This is a genomic window from Ochrobactrum sp. XJ1 (genome assembly GCF_024701725.1).
Classification (GTDB): Bacteria; Pseudomonadota; Alphaproteobacteria; order Rhizobiales; family Rhizobiaceae; genus Brucella; species Brucella anthropi.
On the sequence record NZ_VDGD01000010.1, the window covers coordinates 113,430 to 134,035 of the forward strand.

A 20,606-nucleotide genomic window follows, 5' to 3' on the forward strand; every position below is an offset into this window, starting at 1 on the left:
CGCCTGGACGAGAGGTGAGGATGCCCTGGAGTAATCAGAATGGTGGCGGCGGCCCATGGGGTGGCGGCGGCGATAATAACAATAACAACAATAACAACAATAACAACAATAATGGCGGTCCTTGGGGACAAGGGCCAAAGGCCCCACGTGGCGGCGGCCAGAACACACCACCTGATCTCGAAGATATTCTGCGCAAAGGACAAGATCGTCTGAAGCAGGTCTTCCCCGGTGGTGGTGGCAAGGGCGGCAGCAATCGCGGCGTTCTTTTCCTTATTGGCGCGGCAGTTGTCGGCTTCTGGCTCTTCCAGTCCGTCTATACCGTGCAGCCGGACGAACTCGCTGTTGAATTGCGCTTCGGCAAGCCGAAGGAAGAAGTGTCCGAACCGGGACTGCATTTCCATTGGTGGCCGATTGAAACCTATGAAAAGGCGCAGATCGTCGAAAAGCAGATCAATATCGGTGGGCAGGGCAACCGAAGTGCGACGCAGGGCCTGATGCTGACGGGCGACCAGAACATCGTCAACGTTCAGTTCTCGGTTTTGTATCGCGTTTCCGATCCGCAGGCCTATCTGTTTAACGTCGATAATCCGGATGCGATGGTGCAGCAGGTTTCTGAAAGCGCGATCCGCGAAATCGTTGGCCGTCGACCGGCTCAGGACGTTTTCCGCGACAACCGTTCGGCAATCGCATCCAGTGTTCGCGATATTGTTCAGCAGACGCTCGATACCTACAAAACGGGTATCCAGATCAATGCCGTTTCCATCGAAGATGCAGCACCGCCGCGTGAAGTGGCTGATGCCTTCGATGAAGTGCAGCGTGCCGAACAGGACGAAGACCGTTTCGTGGAAGAATCGAACCAGTATTCGAACCAGAAGCTCGGTCAGGCTCGTGGTGAAGCAGCCCAGCTTCGCGAAGAAGCAGCCGCTTACAAGAACCGTGTCGTTCAGGACGCGGAAGGTGAGGCGCAGCGTTTCAGCTCCGTTCTGGGTGAATACCAGAAGGCGCCGGAAGTAACGCGTAACCGTCTGTTCCTCGAAACCATGGAACAGGTGCTGAAGAGCACCAAGAAAGTCATTGTCGAACCTGGAAAGGATGTCGTGCCTTATCTGCCGCTGAACGAACTCATGCGCCAGCAGCCACGCCCAGGCGTGAATGCGACCACGACGACCCCGAGCGGAGGTAACCAGTAATGGCTCAGAACAGGCTCCCAATCATTGGCGGCATTATCGCCGTCATCGCTTTCCTGATCTACTCCGCCACGTTCATCGTATCCGAGCGTCAGCAGGCTATCGTGCTTCGCTTCGGTCAGATCGTTGATGTGAAGACGGAACCGGGCATCTACTTCAAACTACCTTTTGGCTTCCTTGATGCAGATACTGTGCAGTTGATCGATGATCGCCTGCTGCGCTTCGATCTGGACGATATCCGCGTTCAGGTTTCGGGCGGCAAGTTCTATGACGTCGACGCGTTCCTCGTTTATCGCATTACCGATGCGCGCAAGTTCCGTGAAACCGTTTCGGGCAGCACGCTGCTTGCCGAGCAGCGTCTTCGTACTCGTCTTGATGCTGCATTGCGTAGCGTCTACGGCCAGCGCGGATTCGAAGCGGCACTTTCGGAAGAGCGTGGCGACATGATGCGCGAAGTGCGTGACCAGCTTCGTCCCGATGCGACGTCGCTTGGCTTGACCATCGCCGATGTGCGTATCCGTCGTACCGATCTGACGGCTGAAGTTTCGCAGCAGACCTATGACCGCATGAAGGCAGAGCGTCTTGCCGAAGCAGAGCGCCTGCGTGCCCGTGGCCGTGAAGCTGCCCAGCGCATCCGCGCTGTCGCGGATCGTCAGGTCGTCGAAACGATTGCAGAAGCGCGCAAGGAATCGGAAATCCTTCGTGGTGAAGGCGATGCGCAGCGCAGTGAGATATTCGCAGGCTCTGCAGGCAAGGACCCTGGCTTCTTCGCCTTCTACCGCTCGATGTCTGCTTATCGTGAAGCCCTTGAGACCCCGGATACAACGCTGGTTCTCTCGCCGGACTCGGAGTTCTTCAAGTTCTTCCGCGATGCTGGCGGCAAGCTGGCAACGCCTGCCCAGTAACAACCGGGTCAAACGCTCATGAGCGATTTTCTAGCCGCCGTAGGTCTTCTCTTCGTTCTCGAAGGGCTGCTCTACGGCGGCTTTCCTTCCTTGGCGAAGAAGCTTGCTCGTGAAGCGAGTGAGACGCCGGAGAACATGTTGCGCATTGCCGGGATTGCAGCGCTCGCAATCGGCGTCGGCATTGTCTGGCTTGTCAGGGGATAAGCCGCTTTCCTTCCGTTATTTATTGTCTGTAGTCTATGCGGGGCCGTAAACAGGCCGTATTTTGCAGCGATCAAGCCTTAGTACATCTATCGCTAATCAAACGACTGCAAGCAGACAGGAACGGAGCAGGGCTTCATGGTAATTGCACCAAAGGCGGGATTTGCTCGCACCCTTTTCGCAACCGTGGCATTGGGGGCGATGACCGTCGCTGGCACTCTTTCGGTAGGAACACCTCCGGCAATCGCGGCTCAGGGGCCGGCTTCTGTTGCCGATTTGGCCGAAGGGCTGCTGGATGCAGTGGTGAACATCTCGACCTCACAGACCGTCAAGGAAGATGGCGAAGGTGACGGTGCGGTTCCGATGCCGCAGGTGCCGGAAGGCTCTCCGTTCCAGGAATACTTCAAGGACTTCTTCGGTGACAAGGGCGGCGCGCAAGGCGATGAATCACGCAAGGTCCAGTCGCTGGGTTCCGGCTTCGTCATCGATGCCGAAAAGGGCTTCATCGTCACGAACAATCACGTCATCGCCGATGCGGATGAGATCGAAGTCAATTTCAACGATGGGTCCAAGCTGAAAGCGGAACTGGTCGGAAAAGACATCAAGACCGATCTGGCGATCCTCAAGGTTGATCCGTCCAAGCATAAGCTGAAGGCCGTAGAGTTCGGTAATTCGGAAAAGGCGCGTATCGGCGACTGGGTCCTTGCGATTGGCAATCCCTTCGGTCTTGGTGGAACGGTGACTGCGGGCATTATTTCGGCCCGCAAGCGAGATATCAATTCCGGTCCCTATGATGACTTCATCCAGACCGATGCGGCCATCAACCGTGGCAATTCCGGTGGGCCGCTGTTCGATATGGATGGCAAGGTGATCGGTATCAACACTGCAATCATCTCGCCCTCGGGCGGCTCTATCGGTATCGGCTTTGCCATCCCTGCGGAAATGGCTGTGGGTGTTATCGACCAGCTCAAGGAGTTCGGTGAAGTTCGCCGTGGCTGGCTTGGTGTACGTATCCAGCCTGTTACCGAGGATATCGCTCAGAGCCTTGGACTGAAGGAAGCCAAGGGCGCGCTGATTGCCGGGCTGATCGAAAATTCCGGTGTCGACAACAAGGCCATTGAAGCCGGAGATGTCGTGATCCGCTACGAAGGCAAGCCGGTCGATACCGCCCGCGATCTGCCGCGACTGGTTGCAGAAACCCCGGTTGGCAAGGAAGTCGAGATTGTCGTGGTTCGTCAGGGTGAGGAAAAGACGGTGAAGGTCAAGCTCGGACGTCTGGTCGAGGATGACAAGAGCACCGAAGCTGCGACGGAAGATCAGGCTCCGCTGCCCGAGGGCGAGGGCGGTGATGAAGGTGCGGAAACGCCGGATACGTCAAAAAAAGAACAGAAGAGTGACGCTGCCCCGAGCGTTCTTGGAATGAAGCTCAGCGAGCTGAATGACGATGTTCGCGGAGAATTTGGCATTGCCGAAGATGTAGAAGGCGTTGCTGTTCTTTACGTCTCTCCTGGTTCAGCTGCTGGCGAGAAGCGTATCGAAACCGGCGATGTTATCGTCGATATCGGGCAGGTGAACGTGAAGACGCCGGAAGACGTGAAGAAGCGCATTGACGCACTGCGCCGAGAAGGACGCAAGAATGCACTTATGATGCTGGCTTCTCGTTCGGGGGAACTGCGTTTCGTGACTGTCCGGATCAATTGATCCTCAATTGAATGTACTGCTGAAGCGGCATTGCAGGGAAATCTGCAATGCCGTTTTGTTTTGCGGTTTGAGCCACTTGGCGCCAGAACCGTACAAAGAGATTCGAGCACTCCCTTATTTGTCGTTCGAAATGGCAGAGCCTTCTGTTTCATTCGCCTCCGGTATGCTATGGACCGGCGCCATTCGGAGTAGGGTGAGTTGGAAACAGTCGATATTGTGGTCATAGGCGCTGGCGCGGCAGGCATGATGTGTGCCATCGAGGCGGCCAAACGCGGGCGTTCCGTGCTGGTCGTGGATCACGCAAAGGCAGCCGGTGAGAAAATCCGCATATCGGGCGGTGGTCGCTGCAATTTCACCAATCTTCATGCAAGTCCGAAAAATTATCTCTCGCAGAACCCGCATTTTTGTATCTCTGCTATGAGCCGCTACACGCAGCGCGACTTCATTGCGCTCGTGGAACGTCATCGTATCGCCTATCACGAGAAGACACTCGGGCAGCTCTTCTGTGATGGCTCGGCGTTGCAGATAATTGAAATGTTGCTGGGGGAAATGAAGCGCCATGGCGCGCGACTAAAGCTTGGTTGCAGTGTCAGTTCGGTCGAAAAATCCGCACATGGTTTTACGCTTCAGCTAACGGATGGACCGGTTCGCTGTCGATCACTGGTCGTGGCCTGTGGCGGGAAATCTATCCCGAAGATGGGAGCTACAAGCTTCGGCTACGATATCGCGACACAATTTGGATTGCGGATTGTCGAAACCCGCCCGGCACTGGTGCCGCTGACATTTGAACCCAACACGCTGGAACGGCTGAAGCCGCTGGCCGGTGTTGCCGTCGATGCCGTTGTCTCCTGTGGCAAAACGAAATTTGCCGAAGCGATGCTTTTTACACATCGCGGTATCAGTGGCCCTTCGATCCTGCAGATTTCTTCCTACTGGCGTGAAGGAGATGAAATCCGCCTTGCGATGCTACCGGAGACGGACATTTTCGAAGCCCTGCGTGAGCAGCGCAAACAGAACGGCAAGCAGGCATTGCAGACCGCACTGGCGCTTTATCTTCCGAGAAAACTTGCGCAGACCATAGCCGAGGAAATTGGTGTGACCGGTCATCTGGCGGATATGTCCGACAAGATGTTCCGCCGTGTCGAGGCCGTGATAAACGACTGGCGCATCAAGCCCGCCGGTTCGGAAGGCTATCGTACGGCGGAGGTTACGCTTGGAGGGGTCGATACGCGCGATCTCGACTCCAAGACCATGGAAGCCAAATCCGTTCCCGGCCTGTTTTTCATCGGCGAAGTCGTCGATGTTACCGGCTGGCTCGGCGGCTATAATTTCCAGTGGGCATGGTCTTCGGGCTGGGTGGCCGGTCAGGCTGCTTGAATGCGGTAGACCGAATGAAGCTTCAAATGCGGAGTTTCATCCGGCACGCGGGGATGGTCGAAATCGCTCGACGGGTCGCCGGTCATGCCGATGCGGCGCATGACGGCTGTAGACCGCTCATTATTATGGACAGCGAAGGAAACCACTTCGGTGAGGCCAAGGGTGCCGAAAGCGTATTCGATCAGCGCTTTGCCTGCTTCGGTCACATAGCCTTTGCCCCAAAAGGGAGGGGCCAGCCGCCAGCCGATTTCAACGGTGCCATCCGGTAAATAAGGTTCAAGGTCAGTGCGGGCGAGACCGGCGAAACCGATGCACTGACCTTCTTCTTTTTCTTCCAGCGCATAGAAACCGAGACCCGTTTCAGAAATCATCTTCCGGAGGTGGTCGAACAGTTCATCCGATTGCGAGCGATTTCTGCGAAAGGGAAAGAAACGCATGACTTCTTCATCGGAATTGATGACATGGAAAAGGTTGCGGTCGCGATCTTCCCAGTTCCGGATGATGAGGCGTGGCGTTTCCAGAATGATCATTGAACGAAATCCGTCTTTCGATAGCCCTGAATATAGAGGAGGGCGGTCAGGTCGCCATGGTCAACCCGCATTCTGGCCTGCGCAGCTACGGTCGGCTTTGCGTGGAGTGCGACGCCGGTGCCTGCAAGCTGAATCATGCCGAGATCGTTCGCCCCGTCACCTACTGCGATTGCATCATCTGGTGTGAGGCCAAGACGTTCGGCGATTTCCTCGAGTTTCTCGACCTTGGCTTCCCGGCCGAGAATTGGTTCTGTGACCAGCCCGGTCAGATGCAAGCCATCGTCGATCAGCCTGTTCGCACGATCTTCGTTGAAGCCGATCATTTCGGCGATACGCTGGGTGAATGAGGTGAAACCGCCGGACACAAGCGCCGTGTAGGCGCCATGTTTACGCATGGTGCGCACGAGTTCCGGGCCGCCGGGCATCAGTGTAATGCGGGTTGAAATGACCTTGTCGATTACGTTGAGCGGCAGACCTTTCAACAAGGCGACCCGCTCGCGCAAGGCTGGTTCGAAAGCGATCTCGCCGTTCATGGCGCGCGCGGTGATTGCAGCCACATGCTCGCGCAGCCCGGCTTCCTCTGCCAGTTCATCGATGCACTCCTGCTGGATCATCGTGGAATCCATGTCGGCAATCAGAATTTTCTTGCGTCGGTGCTCCTGTTCCTGCACCACCACGTCGACCGGCGCGCCATCAAGCGAATGGCGCAGCAGGGTTTCGGCTTCGTCACTGCTGATCCCCGATGGAAGCGCAATGTCGCAGGCAATGTTGTCGGCCAGCCAATAGAGTCCAGTTGCATTCACTGCCGCTGAGGCTTTAATCCCAAGCGCTGATGCAAGCGAGGCCTTGGCCGGATTGGCAATCAAAGTGGCGACGAGAGAAACCTGTTGGGACATGGAGAGCAATTCCGACGATGAATGAGGGTGCGATCACGAATGCAATCCTGATAGCTGGCCCGACGGCCAGCGGCAAGTCGGCACTTGCCATTCGCATGGCTCATGAGACCGGCGGTTTCATCGTGAACACTGATTCCATGCAGGTTTACGATGTTCTTGACCTTCTGACTGCGCGGCCGAACAAAGCGGATCTCGCTGCGGCAGAACATCATCTCTATGGACACGTCGCGCCATCGACGTCCTATTCGACCGGACGATGGCTGGATAATGTAGCTGACCTGCTAACGCAACCTGCCATGAAGCACAGGACCCCGATCTTCGTTGGCGGGACGGGGCTTTATTTCAGAGCGCTTCTCGGTGGACTGTCGCAGATGCCAGAGGTGCCGGGTGATGTTCGCGCCTATTGGCGAGGACGTATGGAGACGGACGGTCCGGAACTTCTTCACCGGCTTCTGAGCGAACGTGACCCGGAGATGGCCGCAACCCTTCAACCTTTCGACAGCCAGCGCATCGTTCGGGCGCTGGAGGTTTTTGAAGGCACTGGAAAGTCGCTTCTTGTATGGCAACAGACGAAGGGACAGGCACTGGTAGACGATGATAGCGCCCGCAAGATCGTCTTGCTGCCGGACCGGACATGGCTTTCAGAGCGTATTGCCCGGCGGTTTGCCCTGATGTGGGACAATGGTGCGATTGACGAAGTGAAGGCATTGCTGGTGCTTGATCTCGACCCGGCATTGCCGGCAATGAAGGCCATCGGTGTGCGTGAAATCACGGCATTTTTGCAAGGCTCGATGTCGCGGGAAGAAGCCATTGAACGTTCGGTTATCGCCACTCGGCAATATGCAAAGCGTCAGTCGACCTGGTTTCGAAATCAGCTTGATGATCGCTGGTGCACGCACGCAAATTCCGATGATGCCTTCGCTCAATTAACGACAACGAAATAACTCGCTGGCACTCTCTGAAACAGGAGAGGTGGGCGCGGGCTATGCGGTTTCATAAATCGGAACGGGCATTTTTTATTCTGATTGTTTTGATGTTCGGTATCGGGCTGTTGCTTTATCAAGCTCGTGTCGACATCGGACAATTGCAGACATTGCCTCTTGATGCGAACGCCTATGAGCTGGTTTCGAGACTCGACCAACTGAACCACGTCACAATCTGGGTGCTGATTGCGACAATCGCTTGCGGGTTGTTCCTGATCTATCCCCAAATTCGCACCGATGCGCTGGACCACGGCAAACTGCAGGTCATCACGCAGGATCTTTCCGAACGGTCGCAGACCCTCGAACATGCCGCGCTGACGGACAGCCTGACCGGTATGCAGAACCGGCGCTATTTCGACGAGGCGCTAAAGGAATATCTGGTCCAGTTCGACCGTATACAGCGGCCTGTCGGACTGATGATTATCGATCTCGATCACTTTAAGGCCGTGAACGATACCTACGGACATGACATTGGCGATGTCGTGCTGCAGGAGGTGGCGCGGTGTCTCAAGGACTATACACGGTATCATGATGTTGTCGCCCGGCTTGGTGGCGAGGAGTTCGCAGTCCTTGCGCCGAACATGGACGCGGAATTGATGATCAAGCTTGCTAATCGTATTCGCAAGGCCATATCGACGCTCGAAATCGATCTTGGCGATGAAAAGCTTGGCGTTACCGTCAGTATCGGTCTTGCGATATGGGATCGGCGCGAGACCTCGAAAGATCTCTATCGTCGCGCTGACAAGATGCTCTATGCCGCGAAGAATATGGGCCGTAACCGCGTCTGCGCCTAGCTTCAGGCTGATAGGACTTTCGGATTCGCTACACTATCTAGCGCTCGCGATCCTTGCGAAAGCTGCGCACCAGTTCGCCCATCTTCTCAATACTCTGTTTTGTGTCGAGACTGAGTGATGTTTGTGGCCTCGGCGAAGAAGATGAGCGATGGTAAGCTTCGTCGGTAGGCGCTTGGTCACGGCGACTGGTGGAGACTGGGCTGCCCCACAGATTATCCTCGTCTCCGAGTTGGTCCACCGGTTCCGTCTGTGAACTGTTCTCAAAAGCACGTAATTTTTCAACGATACGGTCGAGGGATATCTTTTCGTCGTTGCGCCAGCTGGAAAGAGCGCTCTCGCTTTTGCTGCGTCCGGGAAGCTGATGAGGTGGGATGGTTTCGAATGTGAGACGCATCGGTGTTGAGAACGCTTCGCCGAAGGCTATCGCTTCGCGGTTGGCGATGGATGACAGGAAGCCTGCCATGCTCTGTGCGCCGCCGCGAATGGCACCTTTGATGATTTCCTGATCACGTTCATTACCGAGCCGCATCGCAAAAATCGAATTGCACTGTGAGAGGATCGTTGGATCAAGCTCGCCGGGGCGCTGGCTTATAACTCCGAGATAGGAACCGTATTTTCGACCTTCTTTGGCAATTCGGGATATTGCCTGCCTTGTCGGCCAGAACCCGGCGTCGCGGTCGGTTGGAATATAGCGGTGGGCTTCCTCGCAGATTACCAGTGTCTGTAGGCTGCCCTCACTTGAAAGGGCGATATCGAATGCCAGTCTGCACAAGACGGAAGCAACAGCGTTGACAACCTCGGATGGTAAGCCTGCAAGCTGGAATGTGCAGATGGGTTTTCCGTTCAGCGGGATGCGAAAAATCCGGCCAATGGCCTGTCGCATTGTTTCCGAGCCGCCAGTTACAGCGAACATGAAACGGAAGCGGGGATCGGCAGAGATCGATTCAAGCCGAGCTTTGAGGCTGCGCAGATAGGGACGTTCCGCCTTGCTGTCGAGGAGACCCATACGCTCATCGATGAGGGCTATCAGGTCAAGCAGACGGTAGGCGATGGGAGTGTCGGCGCTGACGCTCTGGCGGTCGGCAAGCTGCCGTCGCAATGTTTTCGCGGCTGACAGTTCTGTGCCCTGCATTTTTTCGCGGGCTAGCTGAACCAGATCACGCAATATATCGAGTTCCATCGGGTCCGGCGCGCGCCCGCGAAAGATCACATCTGCAAATTCATCCAGCCGCAGCATCCAGAATGGCAGTTCGATATTCGTCTGATCGACCGCCACGGCCAGATCGGGAAATGCGCTCGCGAACTCATTGTGTGGATCAAGAATGAGCACACGCAGATTGGGCTTTTCGGCGACGATCCGGCGTAGCAGCAGGATGACTGCGCTCGATTTGCCGACGCCCGTTGTGCCGACGATAGCGAAATGTCGGGAGATAAGATCATCGACCGATATGTAAGCCGGAACGGTTGCGTCCTGCGTGAGTGTACCGATTGAAACGCTGCTGTGACCTGTTTGCGCATAAATGGCAGCAAGGTCGGTGGCGCGGATACGGTGAGCAATAGCGCCGGGATGGGGAAACTGCGAAATACCGCCGTTGAAAGTGGTCTGCCCGGTCGGTTGCACGCGAACTTCACCCAGAAACTCGACATGGACATGGAGCGTGTTGTCACCGCCGCGTATCCAGACATCACCGGGAACAAGCACGTTGCGGATGAGTCCCACGACGCGATTGTCGCCTGCCTGAATGGATATAAGCTGGCCTACGGCCCAATAATCGTCAGATGCTGCCGAAGAGGGGCCTGATAGCGCTGAGACGATGGCACTCTCGCCATCGCATTGGATGACATAGCCTTCCGTGCGATTGCGCTGCACATATTCGCTCTGTTCTCGCGCGTTGGAACTGTCCCCGATTTCGCTCATGCTGCCCACTCCGCCCCAACTTTCAACAGGAGGTTTCGCGTCAGGATAAGAATCTTCCGTTGAAATAAAGTTATCGTTTGGGGCGGGTGAGCCTAAGAAAATATCGCGGGCGATGTATTTATGCGTTGACGACGCCAAATCCGGCTATTAGTGTCCGCCACCATGAACACGATTATTATTCTTGTGGTACGGGCGCGCATGGGCAGGATGGTGTAACCATCCGGCGAAAGCTCCCATGCGCGAAAGACAGGCTCCCTCGGGGGCCTTTTTTATTATCCAAATCAGAAATGAAATGCAGACGACGGGAAGAGAACAATGACTGCAGGTAAACGTGAGGCGGACGCAAACGCCGCAGAAACGCAGGAAGCAAGCAATCCACGCGAAATGACCGGCGCAGAAATGGTCATTCAGGCTTTGATCGATCAGGGTGTGGAGAGCATCTTCGGTTATCCCGGCGGCGCTGTGCTTCCGATCTATGACGAACTGTTCCAGCAGGACAAGGTTCAGCACGTTCTGGTCCGACACGAGCAGGGCGCAGGACACGCTGCGGAAGGCTACGCGCGTTCGACCGGCAAAGTTGGTGTGATGCTTGTTACCTCCGGTCCGGGTGCGACCAATGCCGTTACGCCGCTGCAGGATGCCCTGATGGACTCCATTCCGCTGGTTTGCATTTCCGGTCAGGTTCCGACAACGCTGATCGGCTCCGATGCGTTTCAGGAATGCGATACGATCGGTATCACGCGCCCCTGCACCAAGCACAACTGGCTGGTGAAGGACGTCAACGATCTGGCACGCATCCTGCACGAAGCCTTTCATGTCGCTTCCACCGGTCGTCCCGGTCCCGTTGTGGTCGACATTCCTAAGGATATCCAGTTCGCCAAGGGTATTTACACGCCGCCGGAAACCGCGCCGCGCACCAGCTACCGTCCGGTTCTCGACGGCAAGGCGCAGGCAATTTCGGACGCCGTTCGTCTGCTCGTCAATGCAAAGAAGCCCGTCATCTATTCTGGCGGCGGTGTGATCAATTCCGGCCCGGCAGCTTCCCGTCTGCTGCGCGAGCTGGTTGAGATCAGCAATTTCCCGATCACATCCACGCTGATGGGGCTGGGCGCCTATCCGGCCTCCGGCAAGAACTGGCTCGGTATGCTCGGTATGCATGGCACTTACGAAGCCAACATGACCATGCATGACTGCGATGTCATGCTGTGCGTCGGTGCCCGTTTCGATGACCGTATTACCGGACGTCTGAACGCATTTTCTCCGAACTCGAAGAAAATTCATATCGATATCGACCCATCCTCCATCAACAAAAGCGTTCGCGTTGATGTTCCGATCATCGGCGATGTTGCGCATGTTCTGGAAGATATTGTTCGGCAGTTCCGTGCCTCTGACAAGAAGCCGGAAAAGCAGGCAATCGGTGCCTGGTGGGAACAGATCGATCGCTGGCGTGCCCGCAATTCACTCGCCTATGCGCCGAACAAGGACGTCATCATGCCGCAGTATGCAATTCAGCGGCTTTATGAACTGACCAAGGATCGGAAGACTTACATCACCACGGAAGTTGGTCAGCACCAGATGTGGGCTGCGCAATTCTATGGCTTCGAGGAACCGAACCGCTGGCTGACCTCTGGTGGCCTCGGCACCATGGGTTACGGACTGCCGGCAGCGCTCGGAGTACAGATCGCACACCCTGATGCACTGGTTATCGATATCGCGGGCGATGCCTCGATCCAGATGTGCATTCAGGAAATGTCGGCTGCCATCCAGCACAATGCGCCAATCAAGATATTCATCCTGAATAACCAGTATATGGGCATGGTGCGCCAGTGGCAGCAGCTCCTGCATGGCAATCGCCTGTCGCACTCATATACCGAGGCGATGCCGGATTTCGTGAAGCTGGCTGAAGCCTATGGCGCACATGGTATCCGTTGTGACAAGCCGGGCAACCTCGATGCCGCCATTCAGGAAATGATCGACATCGACAAGCCGGTTATTTTCGATTGCCGCGTGGCAAATCTCGCCAACTGCTTCCCAATGATCCCATCGGGTAAGGCGCATAACGAAATGTTGTTGCCGGATGAAGCAACGGATGAAGCTGTCGCCAACGCCATCGATGCCAAGGGCCGCGCGCTCGTCTGATCCGGAGGAAAGAAATCATGAATGCACAGAACCTAGCTTCCGGATCGGCCTATTTCATTGCAGCCGAAACGCAAACGCCGGAAACGCATACGCTTGCGGTACTCGTCGACAATGAGCCGGGTGTCCTTGCCCGTGTGATCGGTCTTTTCTCCGGACGTGGCTACAATATTGAAAGCCTGACGGTTTCGGAAACCGAGCATGAAAAGCACCTGTCGCGCATTACGATCGTGACGCGCGGCACGCCGCACGTGCTTGACCAGATCCGCCACCAGCTGGCCCGGATTGTTCCGGTTCACCGCGTCGTTGATCTCAGCCATCGCGCCTCTGAGCTTGGCCACGACCGTCCGGTTGAACGCGAACTGGCACTGGTGAAGGTTGCCGGCAAAGGCGAGGCGAGGGCGGAAACGCTTCGTCTTGCCGACGCATTCAAGGCCAAGGTGGTTGACGCGACGACAGATCACTTCATCCTGGAGATCACCGGGAAGACTGCCAAGATTGATCAGTTCATCTCGATCATGAAGCCACTCGGACTGGTTGAGACCTGCCGTACGGGTGTTGCAGCCATGAACCGTGGCCCGGAAGGCATGTAAAAGCTTTCAACTGAAATCGATACAATATGTTTGAAAACCGGCACAATGTTTCGATTGTGCCGGTTTTTTATTGAGCTAATTTGTCCCCATAAATTGGGGCCGTCCTATGTCTGTTGAAATTTTTCTGGCGCTTCTTGTCTTCGCCTTCGTGTCGTCCGTTACGCCGGGGCCAAATAATCTCATGCTTCTGGCATCAGGCGTAAATTTTGGTTTCCGTCGAACGATCCCGCATATGCTGGGAATCGGTGTGGGCTTCTTCGTGTTGCTGCTTGCGATCGGCTTCGGGCTCGGCGCTTTGATCGAAACGGTGCCGTCATTCTATGCCGCGCTGAAATTCGCTGGTGGCGCCTATATGCTTTACCTTGCCTGGAAGATTGCTATGTCGCGTTCCATCGGAGAGGCAAAGCATCGAGATAAAGCTGAGCCAATGACTTTCTTGCAGGCAGCGGCATTCCAATGGGTCAATCCGAAAGCCTGGGTAATGGCGATCACGGGAATTGCCACCTATGCCAATCACGACAACTATTATGTCGCCGTGCTCCTGGTCAGCTCCGCCTTCGCGATTGTGAATTTGCCGAGCGTTTCGGTCTGGGCAGGGTTTGGCACATTGCTGCGCAACTGGCTTTCCGATCCTGTTCGATTGAAATGGTTCAACCTTATCATGGCCCTGCTGCTCGTTCTGAGCCTATGGCCGATGCTGAAATAGAGAATGAAGAGGCGAATGATGAACCAGCTTCCAACTTATGATGATGTTATTTCGGCCGCAAAGCAGATCGAAGGATACGCGCACCATACGCCGGTGTTCACGTCGTCAACTATCGACCGCGAAACCGGCGCTCAGTTCTTTTTCAAATGCGAGAACTTCCAGCGCATCGGTGCCTTCAAATTTCGTGGTGCTTTCAATGCTCTGTCGCGGTTTACGGATGAGCAAAAAGCGCGAGGTGTGCTGGCTTTTTCGTCCGGTAATCACGCGCAGGCGATCGCGCTTGCGGCAAAACTGCTCGGTATTGGCGCGACCATCATCATGCCTGAGGATGCGCCGCGCGCGAAACTTGATGCAACGCGAGGCTATGGCGCGAAGGTTGTTACCTATAACCGTTATGAAGAAGACCGCGATGTGCTTTCGAAGCGCCTGGCCGAAGAGGGTGGGCTGACCCTCATTCCGCCATTCAATCATCCTGATATAATTGCGGGGCAGGGAACTGCGGCAAAGGAATTGATTGAGGAAACCGGTCCCCTTGATGCCCTGTTTGTCTGTCTTGGCGGTGGTGGCCTGTTGGCCGGTTCAGCGCTAGCGGCAAAAGCCTTGTCGCCGGAATGCGACGTCTACGGTGTCGAGCCGATGGCCGGAAATGATGGCCAGCAGTCGCTCCGCTCCGGCAAGATTGTGCACATCGACGTGCCGAAGACCTTGGCGGACGGCGCCCAGACGCAAGCTCTTGGCGACATGACCTTTGCCATCATCCGCGAAACTGTTCGTGATATTCTGGCCGTTAGCGACGATGAACTGGTTGACGGCATGAAATTCTTCGCCAGCCGGATGAAAATGGTGGTCGAACCGACAGGCTGTCTCGCTTTTGCTGGCGCACGACAGATGGCGTCGAAGCTGCAAGGTAAGCGTGTAGGGGTGATCGCCAGTGGTGGCAATGTCGATCTCGACAGATTTGCAGCACTGGTGAGCAAAACCGTTTGATCACGGTTTGATCTTGTTTTCGGGCGGCGAATCCTGTCTGAAAGGATCATGCAGTTTTCACCGGAACAGGATCAGGCGCTGAAGGCCGTCGGGCAGTGGCTCAAAGACGGCCGCAGCCCTATTTTCAGATTGTTCGGCTATGCGGGTACGGGCAAGACGACGCTCGCCCGCTATTTTGCCGAGCATGTGGATGGCGATGTGCAGTTTGCGGCCTTTACCGGCAAGGCGGCACAGGTGCTGCGCTCGAAAGGCGCTAGCAACGCACGCACGCTTCATTCGCTGATCTATCGCCCACGTGGCGAAGAAGCGATTGAGGACGAAACGACTGGCAAGACTTCCATCGCGCCGACCTTCTCGCTTAACCGGCAGAGCCCTGTCGCCAAAGCCGCGATGATCGTCGTGGACGAATGTTCCATGGTCGATGAGGCGCTGGGGCGGGATTTGATGAGTTTCGGCACGCCCATCCTCGTTCTTGGCGATCCGGGGCAGTTGCCGCCGATTTCCGGCGGCGGCTTTTTTACGGAACACGAGCCGGATTATCTTCTGACCGAGATTCATCGTCAGGCGCAGGACAATCCGATCATCCGTATGGCGCTTGATGTGCGGGAAGGGCGTGAACTTCCTTATGGTGACCATGGCGCTGCAAAGGTTATCGGAAAAGGCGACGTCAATCAGGAGATGGTGTTAGCCGCCGATCAGGTGCTCGTCGGTACCAACCGGACGCGCCGCCGCTATAACCAGCGCCTTCGGGAGCTAAAAGGCTTTACTGCTGATTACCCGCAGGCTGGCGACAAACTGGTTTGCCTGCGCAACGATCCTGCCAAGGGACTTCTCAACGGATCGCTCTGGAAGGTGATGACATCGTCCAAGGAAACGGTGAAGCCCGGTATCAATCTGCTGGTTACACCTGAGGATGATGATCGCGGTGTGGCGAAGATCAAGCTGCTGAAGGCGCAGTTCGAAGACCCCGACAGTGAAATTCCGTGGCAGACCAAAAAACGCTACGACGATTTCGATTACGGTTATGCTTTAACTGTGCACAAGGCACAGGGCTCCCAATGGGATGAAGTCGTGCTCTTCGATGAAAGTTTTGCGTTTCGCGATACGCGTGAGCGGTGGCTTTATACGGCGATCACGCGGGCTGCCGAACGTTTGACCATTGTAAAATAATTATTCGTCTGTCGGTCGGGCACTCAGCCATTCCCAGGCCTCGTTTTCTTCGTCGGCTTCGAAAGCGCGAAGCTCTATGGACAGGAAAGGCTGCATGAGGGTTATGCTGGCTTGTATCCACAAGGGGCCACCGACGATTGCATAATGTCGGAGCTTTTTCAGGGATTTGGAGCGCATGGACAGCATGCTTTCCGAGAACGCAGCCGTCCAGTCGAAACCTTCATATCCGGTGAGGCGGATCAGGAGGTCAATTTCTTCATGCGTTTCGTAAGCTGCGTCGAGAAGCCCGTAGAGGTTCTCCAATGACGCATCGTCGAGATGTCCTTCAATTGCAAAAGCAAAAACGTCTTCCCGGTTTGTTGGAATGCGGCGAATGACGGGTATGTCCTCATTTCGCATCATAGACCTCCATCATTGATCAGATTTAAACGTCGAAGCGGGGGCAAAGGTTGCGGACAGTCTCCAAATTGATGCGAACTGGAAAAACTATGCAAACCCAGTTTGTTGCAGGCAGATTTCATGGTTGGGGATTGCGGCTGCGGTGCGACGGCAAAGCACTCACATTTTTTCGTGGCAGGCGTTATAAAGCGGGATATCTATCCGGGAGTCTCCAATGCCTGCGAAATTATCGGTCAATCTCAACGCTGTTGCGATGCTGCGAAATCGGCGTGATTTGCCTTGGCCAAGCGTTACCGGTCTGGGCCGCGCTGCGCTTGCAGCAGGCGCTGCGGGATTGACAGTGCATCCGCGTCCCGATCAGCGTCACATCCGGTTTTCCGATCTGGGTGATATACGCGCTTTGATCGATGACGAGTTTCCGCAGGCGGAGTTCAATATCGAAGGTTTTCCAAGCGAAGCATTTCTCGATCTGGTGGAGAAACATCAGCCTGAGCAGGTGACGCTCGTTCCTGATGATCCAACACAGGCGACCTCGGATCATGGATGGGATTTCGTGTCGAAATCTGACTTTCTGGCTCCTATCGTGGCCCGTTTGAAAGTAGGCGGAATGCGGGTGTCATTGTTCGCCGACCCCGATCCGCTTGGATACGAACGCGCAGCTGCTATCGGTGTGGACCGTGTGGAGCTCTATACCGGCCCTTATGGTGCGACCTATGATGACCGGGCAGCCGCAATACGTGAACTGGATCGACTGGAAAAGGCTGCAAATGCCGCTACGGCGCTAGGCCTCGATATCAATGCGGGGCATGATCTTACAGTAGACAACCTGCCGGCGCTGGTAAAACGTATCCCTCAGTTGAGTGAAGTTTCCATTGGACATGGATTGACCGCCGATGCACTCATGTATGGAATGCCGGTAACTGTAAGCCGCTATATTGCGGCATTGGCATAAGATGTTAGTCAATGCGCTTGGTGCATGGCTCGGGTTGAAGCTTTGCAAAAAGCGCATTTGCATTCGGGTGAGACAAGCTTTAGGCGTCCGCCACTATTCAGATGCGTTGGGGGACGCGGGATCGTATGAGGGAAGCATTGAAGCAGTTTTCCGACGTCTGCTTTCTGCGCCGAGGCAGTTCTATTGCGGTTGCGTTTGGACGAATTGCTACGTTCAATCGATACCATGCTTATGATTAAAGCTGATTTGGGCAACGGTGCGGCGGCGATGCGGCAATTCGCAACTTTTTGCGAATACACTCATTATCTGAAATCGATCTCCAGTAACTCCAGCCAGAATCTTTTCAGGAAGTTGCGAGGTGCCTGCATATGAGCGGCGAGCTAAATGGCAATGACACGCCCACACAGGCCGCTATGCCTGCCGTTGGTGTTCCTGAAAGCGTCGCTTTTGCTGAAGATGCCGAACAGCACAATGAGAGCATGAAAACGCTGGTGCTTGGGGCGCTGGGCGTTGTCTACGGTGACATCGGCACCAGCCCCATCTATGCTTTTCGTGAAGCCCTTCATGCGGCGGCGAGCGATGGCATTCTCGCCCGCAGTGACATTCTGGGCGTTGTTTCTCTGATCTTCTGGGCCCTGACGCTGGTTGTGACCATCAAGTATGTGCTGTTTGTTCTGCGCGCTGATAACAACGGTGAAGGTGGCATTCTTTCGCTGATGGCTCTTGTCAGAGGTGCGTTGAAAGGCCGGCCTGACCTTATCTTGGGGGTAGGCATCTGCGGTGCGGCGCTGTTCTTCGGCGACGCGGTCATCACGCCCGCAATCTCCGTTCTATCGGCGATGGAAGGTCTTGAGATTGTCGCTCCTGATCTTACTCCGTTCGTCGTTCCCATAACTGTCGTTATTCTTGTGACGCTGTTTTCGGTGCAGAAACTCGGCACTGGCAAGGTGGCCATCGTCTTCGGACCGATTATGGCATTGTGGTTTTTGGCGCTGGGTGCGTCGGGTCTCTGGCATATTTTCGATGATCCTACGGTGATGGTGGCGCTGAATCCCTATTATGCTGTACGCTTTCTGATGATCAGCCCGGGCATTGCCTTTATCACGGTTGGTGCCGTGTTCCTCGCAATGACCGGTGCCGAAGCTCTTTACGCCGATCTCGGTCATTTTGGACGCAAGCCAATCGTTCGCGCATGGCTTTGGATCGTGTTCCCATGCCTTCTGCTCAACTATTTTGGACAGGCAGCCTTCATCCTTTCACATGGCGAAGCCGCTGCATTGCCATTCTTCCAGATGATGCCGAGCTTCGCGCTGTTGCCCATGGTCCTGCTGGCAACTGCAGCGACTGTTATCGCTAGCCAGGCAGTTATTACGGGCGCTTATTCGGTGGCACGTCAGGCCGTTCAGCTCAACATTCTGCCGCGCCTTGAAATCCAGCACACCTCGGAAAAGCTGCACGGCCAGATTTATATTCCGCGCGTCAACCTGCTTCTGGGGCTGGCGGTGGTTATTCTGGTGCTCGGATTCGAGAAGTCCAGCAATCTGGCCGCTGCATATGGCATTGCAGTTACCGGCAACATGCTGGTCACGACGGTCCTTCTCTATATCGTGATGACACGCATCTGGAATTGGCGCGTGAGCCGCGCCCTGCCGATTATTGTTGGCTTCCTGATCATCGATATTATGTTCTTCGGTGCAAATATCATCAAAGTCCATGAGGGTGGTTGGGCTTCGATTGGTATTGCCGCGATACTTGTTCTCATCATGTGGACCTGGGTGCGCGGAACGCGGCATCTCTTTAACAAGACCCGCAAGGCCGAAGTTCCACTGGATCTGATCGTCCAACAAATGACCAAACGTCCGCCGACCATCGTGCCGGGCACGGCTGTGTTTCTGACGGGCGACCCTAAAAGCGCTCCCACTGCGCTCATGCACAGCTTGAAGCACTATAAGGTTTTGCACGAGAATAACGTCATACTGACGGTTGTGACGGCATCGAAGCCGTGGGTTTCAAGTGCCGACCGCGCGCGTGTATCCCAATATAACGAGCGCTTCATGCAGGTGACGCTTACCTTCGGCTATATGCAGCAACCGAATATTCCACGAGCGCTCGGCATCTGTCGAAAGCTTGGCTGGAAATTCGATATCATGACGACGTCGTTCTTCCTGTCGCGCCGCTCGCTCAAGGCGTCGGCTCATTCCGGCTTGCCGCTATGGCAGGACAAGCTGTTTATCCTGCTTGCCCGAACGGCATCGGACGCGACCGAATATTTCCAGATTCCCACCGGTCGTGTTGTGGAAATTGGAACGCAGGTGAATCTGTAACTCATCTGAATTGATAGTTTTAAAGAGCGCTTTTCCGGTTTTGGGGAGGCGCTTTTTTGCATTTGTTGTCGATGAAAATTAATCCCGCTTTAGGCGACCGTAATTTTTGAAAACATGCTTGACCGCTGAAGAAACAGTAATTATGAATTGGGAACCGTACCGTACGGTACAAGGTGGAGGAAAAGACCCGTGACTGATACCAGCGACGAAATGCAGGCTCAAAAGCAGCAGGCTCTTTCGCCGCGTCAGAACGATGTTCTGGAGCAGGCGTTGCGCCTTCTAGTGGAAGGCGGGGACCGCGCTTTGACGACGGCAAGTATTGCTCGTGCCGCCAACTGCTCGAAAGAAAGCCTCTATAAATGGTTTGGCGATCGCGACGGTCTGTTGACGGCAATGGTTCGCTGGCAGGCATCGAAAGTTCGCGTCGTTCCGCTGACCCGTGAAAAGCTGGATGCGGAATCTCTTTTTTCGAGCCTGGAACATTTCGCGCGCGACTGGCTGCTGGTGCTGTCGGGAAAAACCTCCATTGCCCTGAACCGGCTGGCGGTCAGCCATGCGGCGTCCGGCAAGTCCACATTAGGTGATATCGTGCTGGCCAACGGTCCTGTGGCCATGGCCAAGCGCCTCAAGCCCATTCTCCATATGGGGCAGGAGGCACGTTTGCTGGCCTTCGACGATATCGATGAGGCATTTCGCACGTTTTTCGGGCTTGTCGTCCGGGACATGCAAATACGGTTGCTGCTTGGCGACCATCTCGAACTGACTGACGACGTGGTCATCCGGGACGCCCGGCGCGCCACCAAGCAGTTTTTCGCCCTCTATGGGGCCTAATCACATCGGTGGACGC

At 55.4% G+C, this 20,606-nt stretch carries 19 protein-coding genes; 15 read left to right on the forward strand and 4 right to left on the reverse strand.

Annotated elements, in window-relative coordinates:
- The first annotated feature begins 20 nt into the window (after positions 1 to 20).
- From hflK to FG152_RS18840, 5 genes are all read left to right on the forward strand, one after another.
- Positions 21 to 1,190 carry an FtsH protease activity modulator HflK gene (hflK, locus tag FG152_RS18820; RefSeq protein ID WP_498987952.1) on the forward strand — a complete coding sequence of 390 codons (1,170 nt, stop codon included), beginning with the start codon at positions 21 to 23 and terminating at the stop codon, positions 1,188 to 1,190.
- The gene (hflC, locus tag FG152_RS18825; RefSeq protein ID WP_010659764.1) at positions 1,190 to 2,092 is read left to right on the forward strand and encodes a protease modulator HflC; all 903 of its coding nucleotides are present in this window, start codon (positions 1,190 to 1,192) and stop codon (positions 2,090 to 2,092) included. Before hflK ends, hflC begins: the two co-directional genes overlap by 1 nt.
- Positions 2,093 to 2,110: 18 nt before the next feature.
- Entirely contained in the window at positions 2,111 to 2,296 is a 186-nt protein-coding gene (locus tag FG152_RS18830) for a DUF2065 domain-containing protein (RefSeq protein ID WP_006467185.1), read from the forward strand.
- Between the two features lie 135 nt (positions 2,297 to 2,431).
- Entirely contained in the window at positions 2,432 to 3,994 is a 1,563-nt protein-coding gene (locus FG152_RS18835) for a Do family serine endopeptidase (RefSeq protein WP_010659765.1), read from the forward strand.
- Positions 3,995 to 4,192: 198 nt separating this feature from the next.
- A complete protein-coding gene (locus FG152_RS18840) occupies positions 4,193 to 5,371 on the forward strand; it encodes a BaiN/RdsA family NAD(P)/FAD-dependent oxidoreductase (protein ID WP_010659766.1) in 1,179 nt (392 codons plus the stop codon).
- On the opposite strand, the gene FG152_RS18845 is transcribed toward FG152_RS18840, so the two are convergent.
- Both FG152_RS18845 and serB read right to left on the reverse strand, forming a co-directional pair.
- Positions 5,359 to 5,901: a GNAT family N-acetyltransferase gene (locus FG152_RS18845; protein WP_010659767.1), complete on the reverse strand. Its 543-nt coding sequence runs from the start codon at positions 5,899 to 5,901 to the stop codon at positions 5,359 to 5,361. The two genes, FG152_RS18840 and FG152_RS18845, sit on opposite strands and share 13 nt — an antisense overlap.
- Entirely contained in the window at positions 5,898 to 6,797 is a 900-nt protein-coding gene (gene serB / locus FG152_RS18850) for a phosphoserine phosphatase SerB (RefSeq protein WP_010659768.1), read from the reverse strand. Before serB ends, FG152_RS18845 begins: the two co-directional genes overlap by 4 nt.
- Before the next feature lie 17 nt (positions 6,798 to 6,814).
- Between serB and miaA the strand changes: the two genes are divergently transcribed.
- Together miaA and FG152_RS18860 are read left to right on the forward strand one after the other, a co-directional pair.
- Positions 6,815 to 7,741 (forward strand): tRNA (adenosine(37)-N6)-dimethylallyltransferase MiaA, encoded by a 927-nt coding sequence (gene miaA / locus FG152_RS18855; protein WP_010659769.1) that lies wholly within the window; start codon positions 6,815 to 6,817, stop codon positions 7,739 to 7,741.
- A gap of 41 nt (positions 7,742 to 7,782) precedes the next feature.
- Positions 7,783 to 8,574: a GGDEF domain-containing protein gene (locus tag FG152_RS18860; RefSeq protein WP_010659770.1), complete on the forward strand. Its 792-nt coding sequence runs from the start codon at positions 7,783 to 7,785 to the stop codon at positions 8,572 to 8,574.
- Between the two features lie 37 nt (positions 8,575 to 8,611).
- Here FG152_RS18860 and FG152_RS18865 read toward each other — a convergent pair whose 3' ends face one another.
- Complete coding sequence (locus FG152_RS18865) at positions 8,612 to 10,492, reverse strand: ATP-binding protein (protein WP_010659771.1); 1,881 nt, start codon at positions 10,490 to 10,492, stop codon at positions 8,612 to 8,614.
- A 315-nt stretch (positions 10,493 to 10,807) separates the two neighbouring features.
- Here FG152_RS18865 and FG152_RS18870 point away from each other — a divergent pair, with 315 nt between their 5' ends.
- The 5 genes from FG152_RS18870 to FG152_RS18890 all read left to right on the forward strand — a co-directional run bounded on the left by FG152_RS18870 (position 10,808) and on the right by FG152_RS18890 (position 16,084).
- Positions 10,808 to 12,631, forward strand: coding sequence for an acetolactate synthase 3 large subunit (locus FG152_RS18870; protein ID WP_012091798.1), 1,824 nt, complete (start codon positions 10,808 to 10,810; stop codon positions 12,629 to 12,631).
- Between the two features lie 17 nt (positions 12,632 to 12,648).
- Positions 12,649 to 13,221, forward strand: coding sequence for an acetolactate synthase small subunit (gene ilvN / locus FG152_RS18875; RefSeq protein WP_010659773.1), 573 nt, complete (start codon positions 12,649 to 12,651; stop codon positions 13,219 to 13,221).
- 106 nt (positions 13,222 to 13,327) lie between these two features.
- Positions 13,328 to 13,927: a LysE family translocator gene (locus tag FG152_RS18880; RefSeq protein WP_010659774.1), complete on the forward strand. Its 600-nt coding sequence runs from the start codon at positions 13,328 to 13,330 to the stop codon at positions 13,925 to 13,927.
- Positions 13,928 to 13,945: 18 nt separating this feature from the next.
- Positions 13,946 to 14,914, forward strand: coding sequence for a threo-3-hydroxy-L-aspartate ammonia-lyase (locus FG152_RS18885; RefSeq protein WP_010659775.1), 969 nt, complete (start codon positions 13,946 to 13,948; stop codon positions 14,912 to 14,914).
- 48 nt (positions 14,915 to 14,962) lie between these two features.
- Positions 14,963 to 16,084, forward strand: coding sequence for an ATP-dependent DNA helicase (locus tag FG152_RS18890; protein WP_010659776.1), 1,122 nt, complete (start codon positions 14,963 to 14,965; stop codon positions 16,082 to 16,084).
- Here FG152_RS18890 and FG152_RS18895 read toward each other — a convergent pair whose 3' ends face one another.
- Entirely contained in the window at positions 16,085 to 16,483 is a 399-nt protein-coding gene (locus FG152_RS18895) for a SpoIIAA family protein (protein WP_012091800.1), read from the reverse strand. It lies immediately after the preceding gene.
- Between the two features lie 214 nt (positions 16,484 to 16,697).
- Here FG152_RS18895 and FG152_RS18900 point away from each other — a divergent pair, with 214 nt between their 5' ends.
- The 3 genes from FG152_RS18900 (at position 16,698) to FG152_RS18910 (ending at position 20,590) form a co-directional block, all read left to right on the forward strand.
- Positions 16,698 to 17,435, forward strand: coding sequence for a pyridoxine 5'-phosphate synthase (locus FG152_RS18900; RefSeq protein ID WP_010659778.1), 738 nt, complete (start codon positions 16,698 to 16,700; stop codon positions 17,433 to 17,435).
- Between the two features lie 368 nt (positions 17,436 to 17,803).
- A complete protein-coding gene (locus FG152_RS18905) occupies positions 17,804 to 19,759 on the forward strand; it encodes a potassium transporter Kup (RefSeq protein WP_010659779.1) in 1,956 nt (651 codons plus the stop codon).
- 189 nt (positions 19,760 to 19,948) lie between these two features.
- Entirely contained in the window at positions 19,949 to 20,590 is a 642-nt protein-coding gene (locus tag FG152_RS18910; protein ID WP_010659780.1) for a TetR/AcrR family transcriptional regulator, read from the forward strand.
- Positions 20,591 to 20,606: the final 16 nt, after the last annotated feature.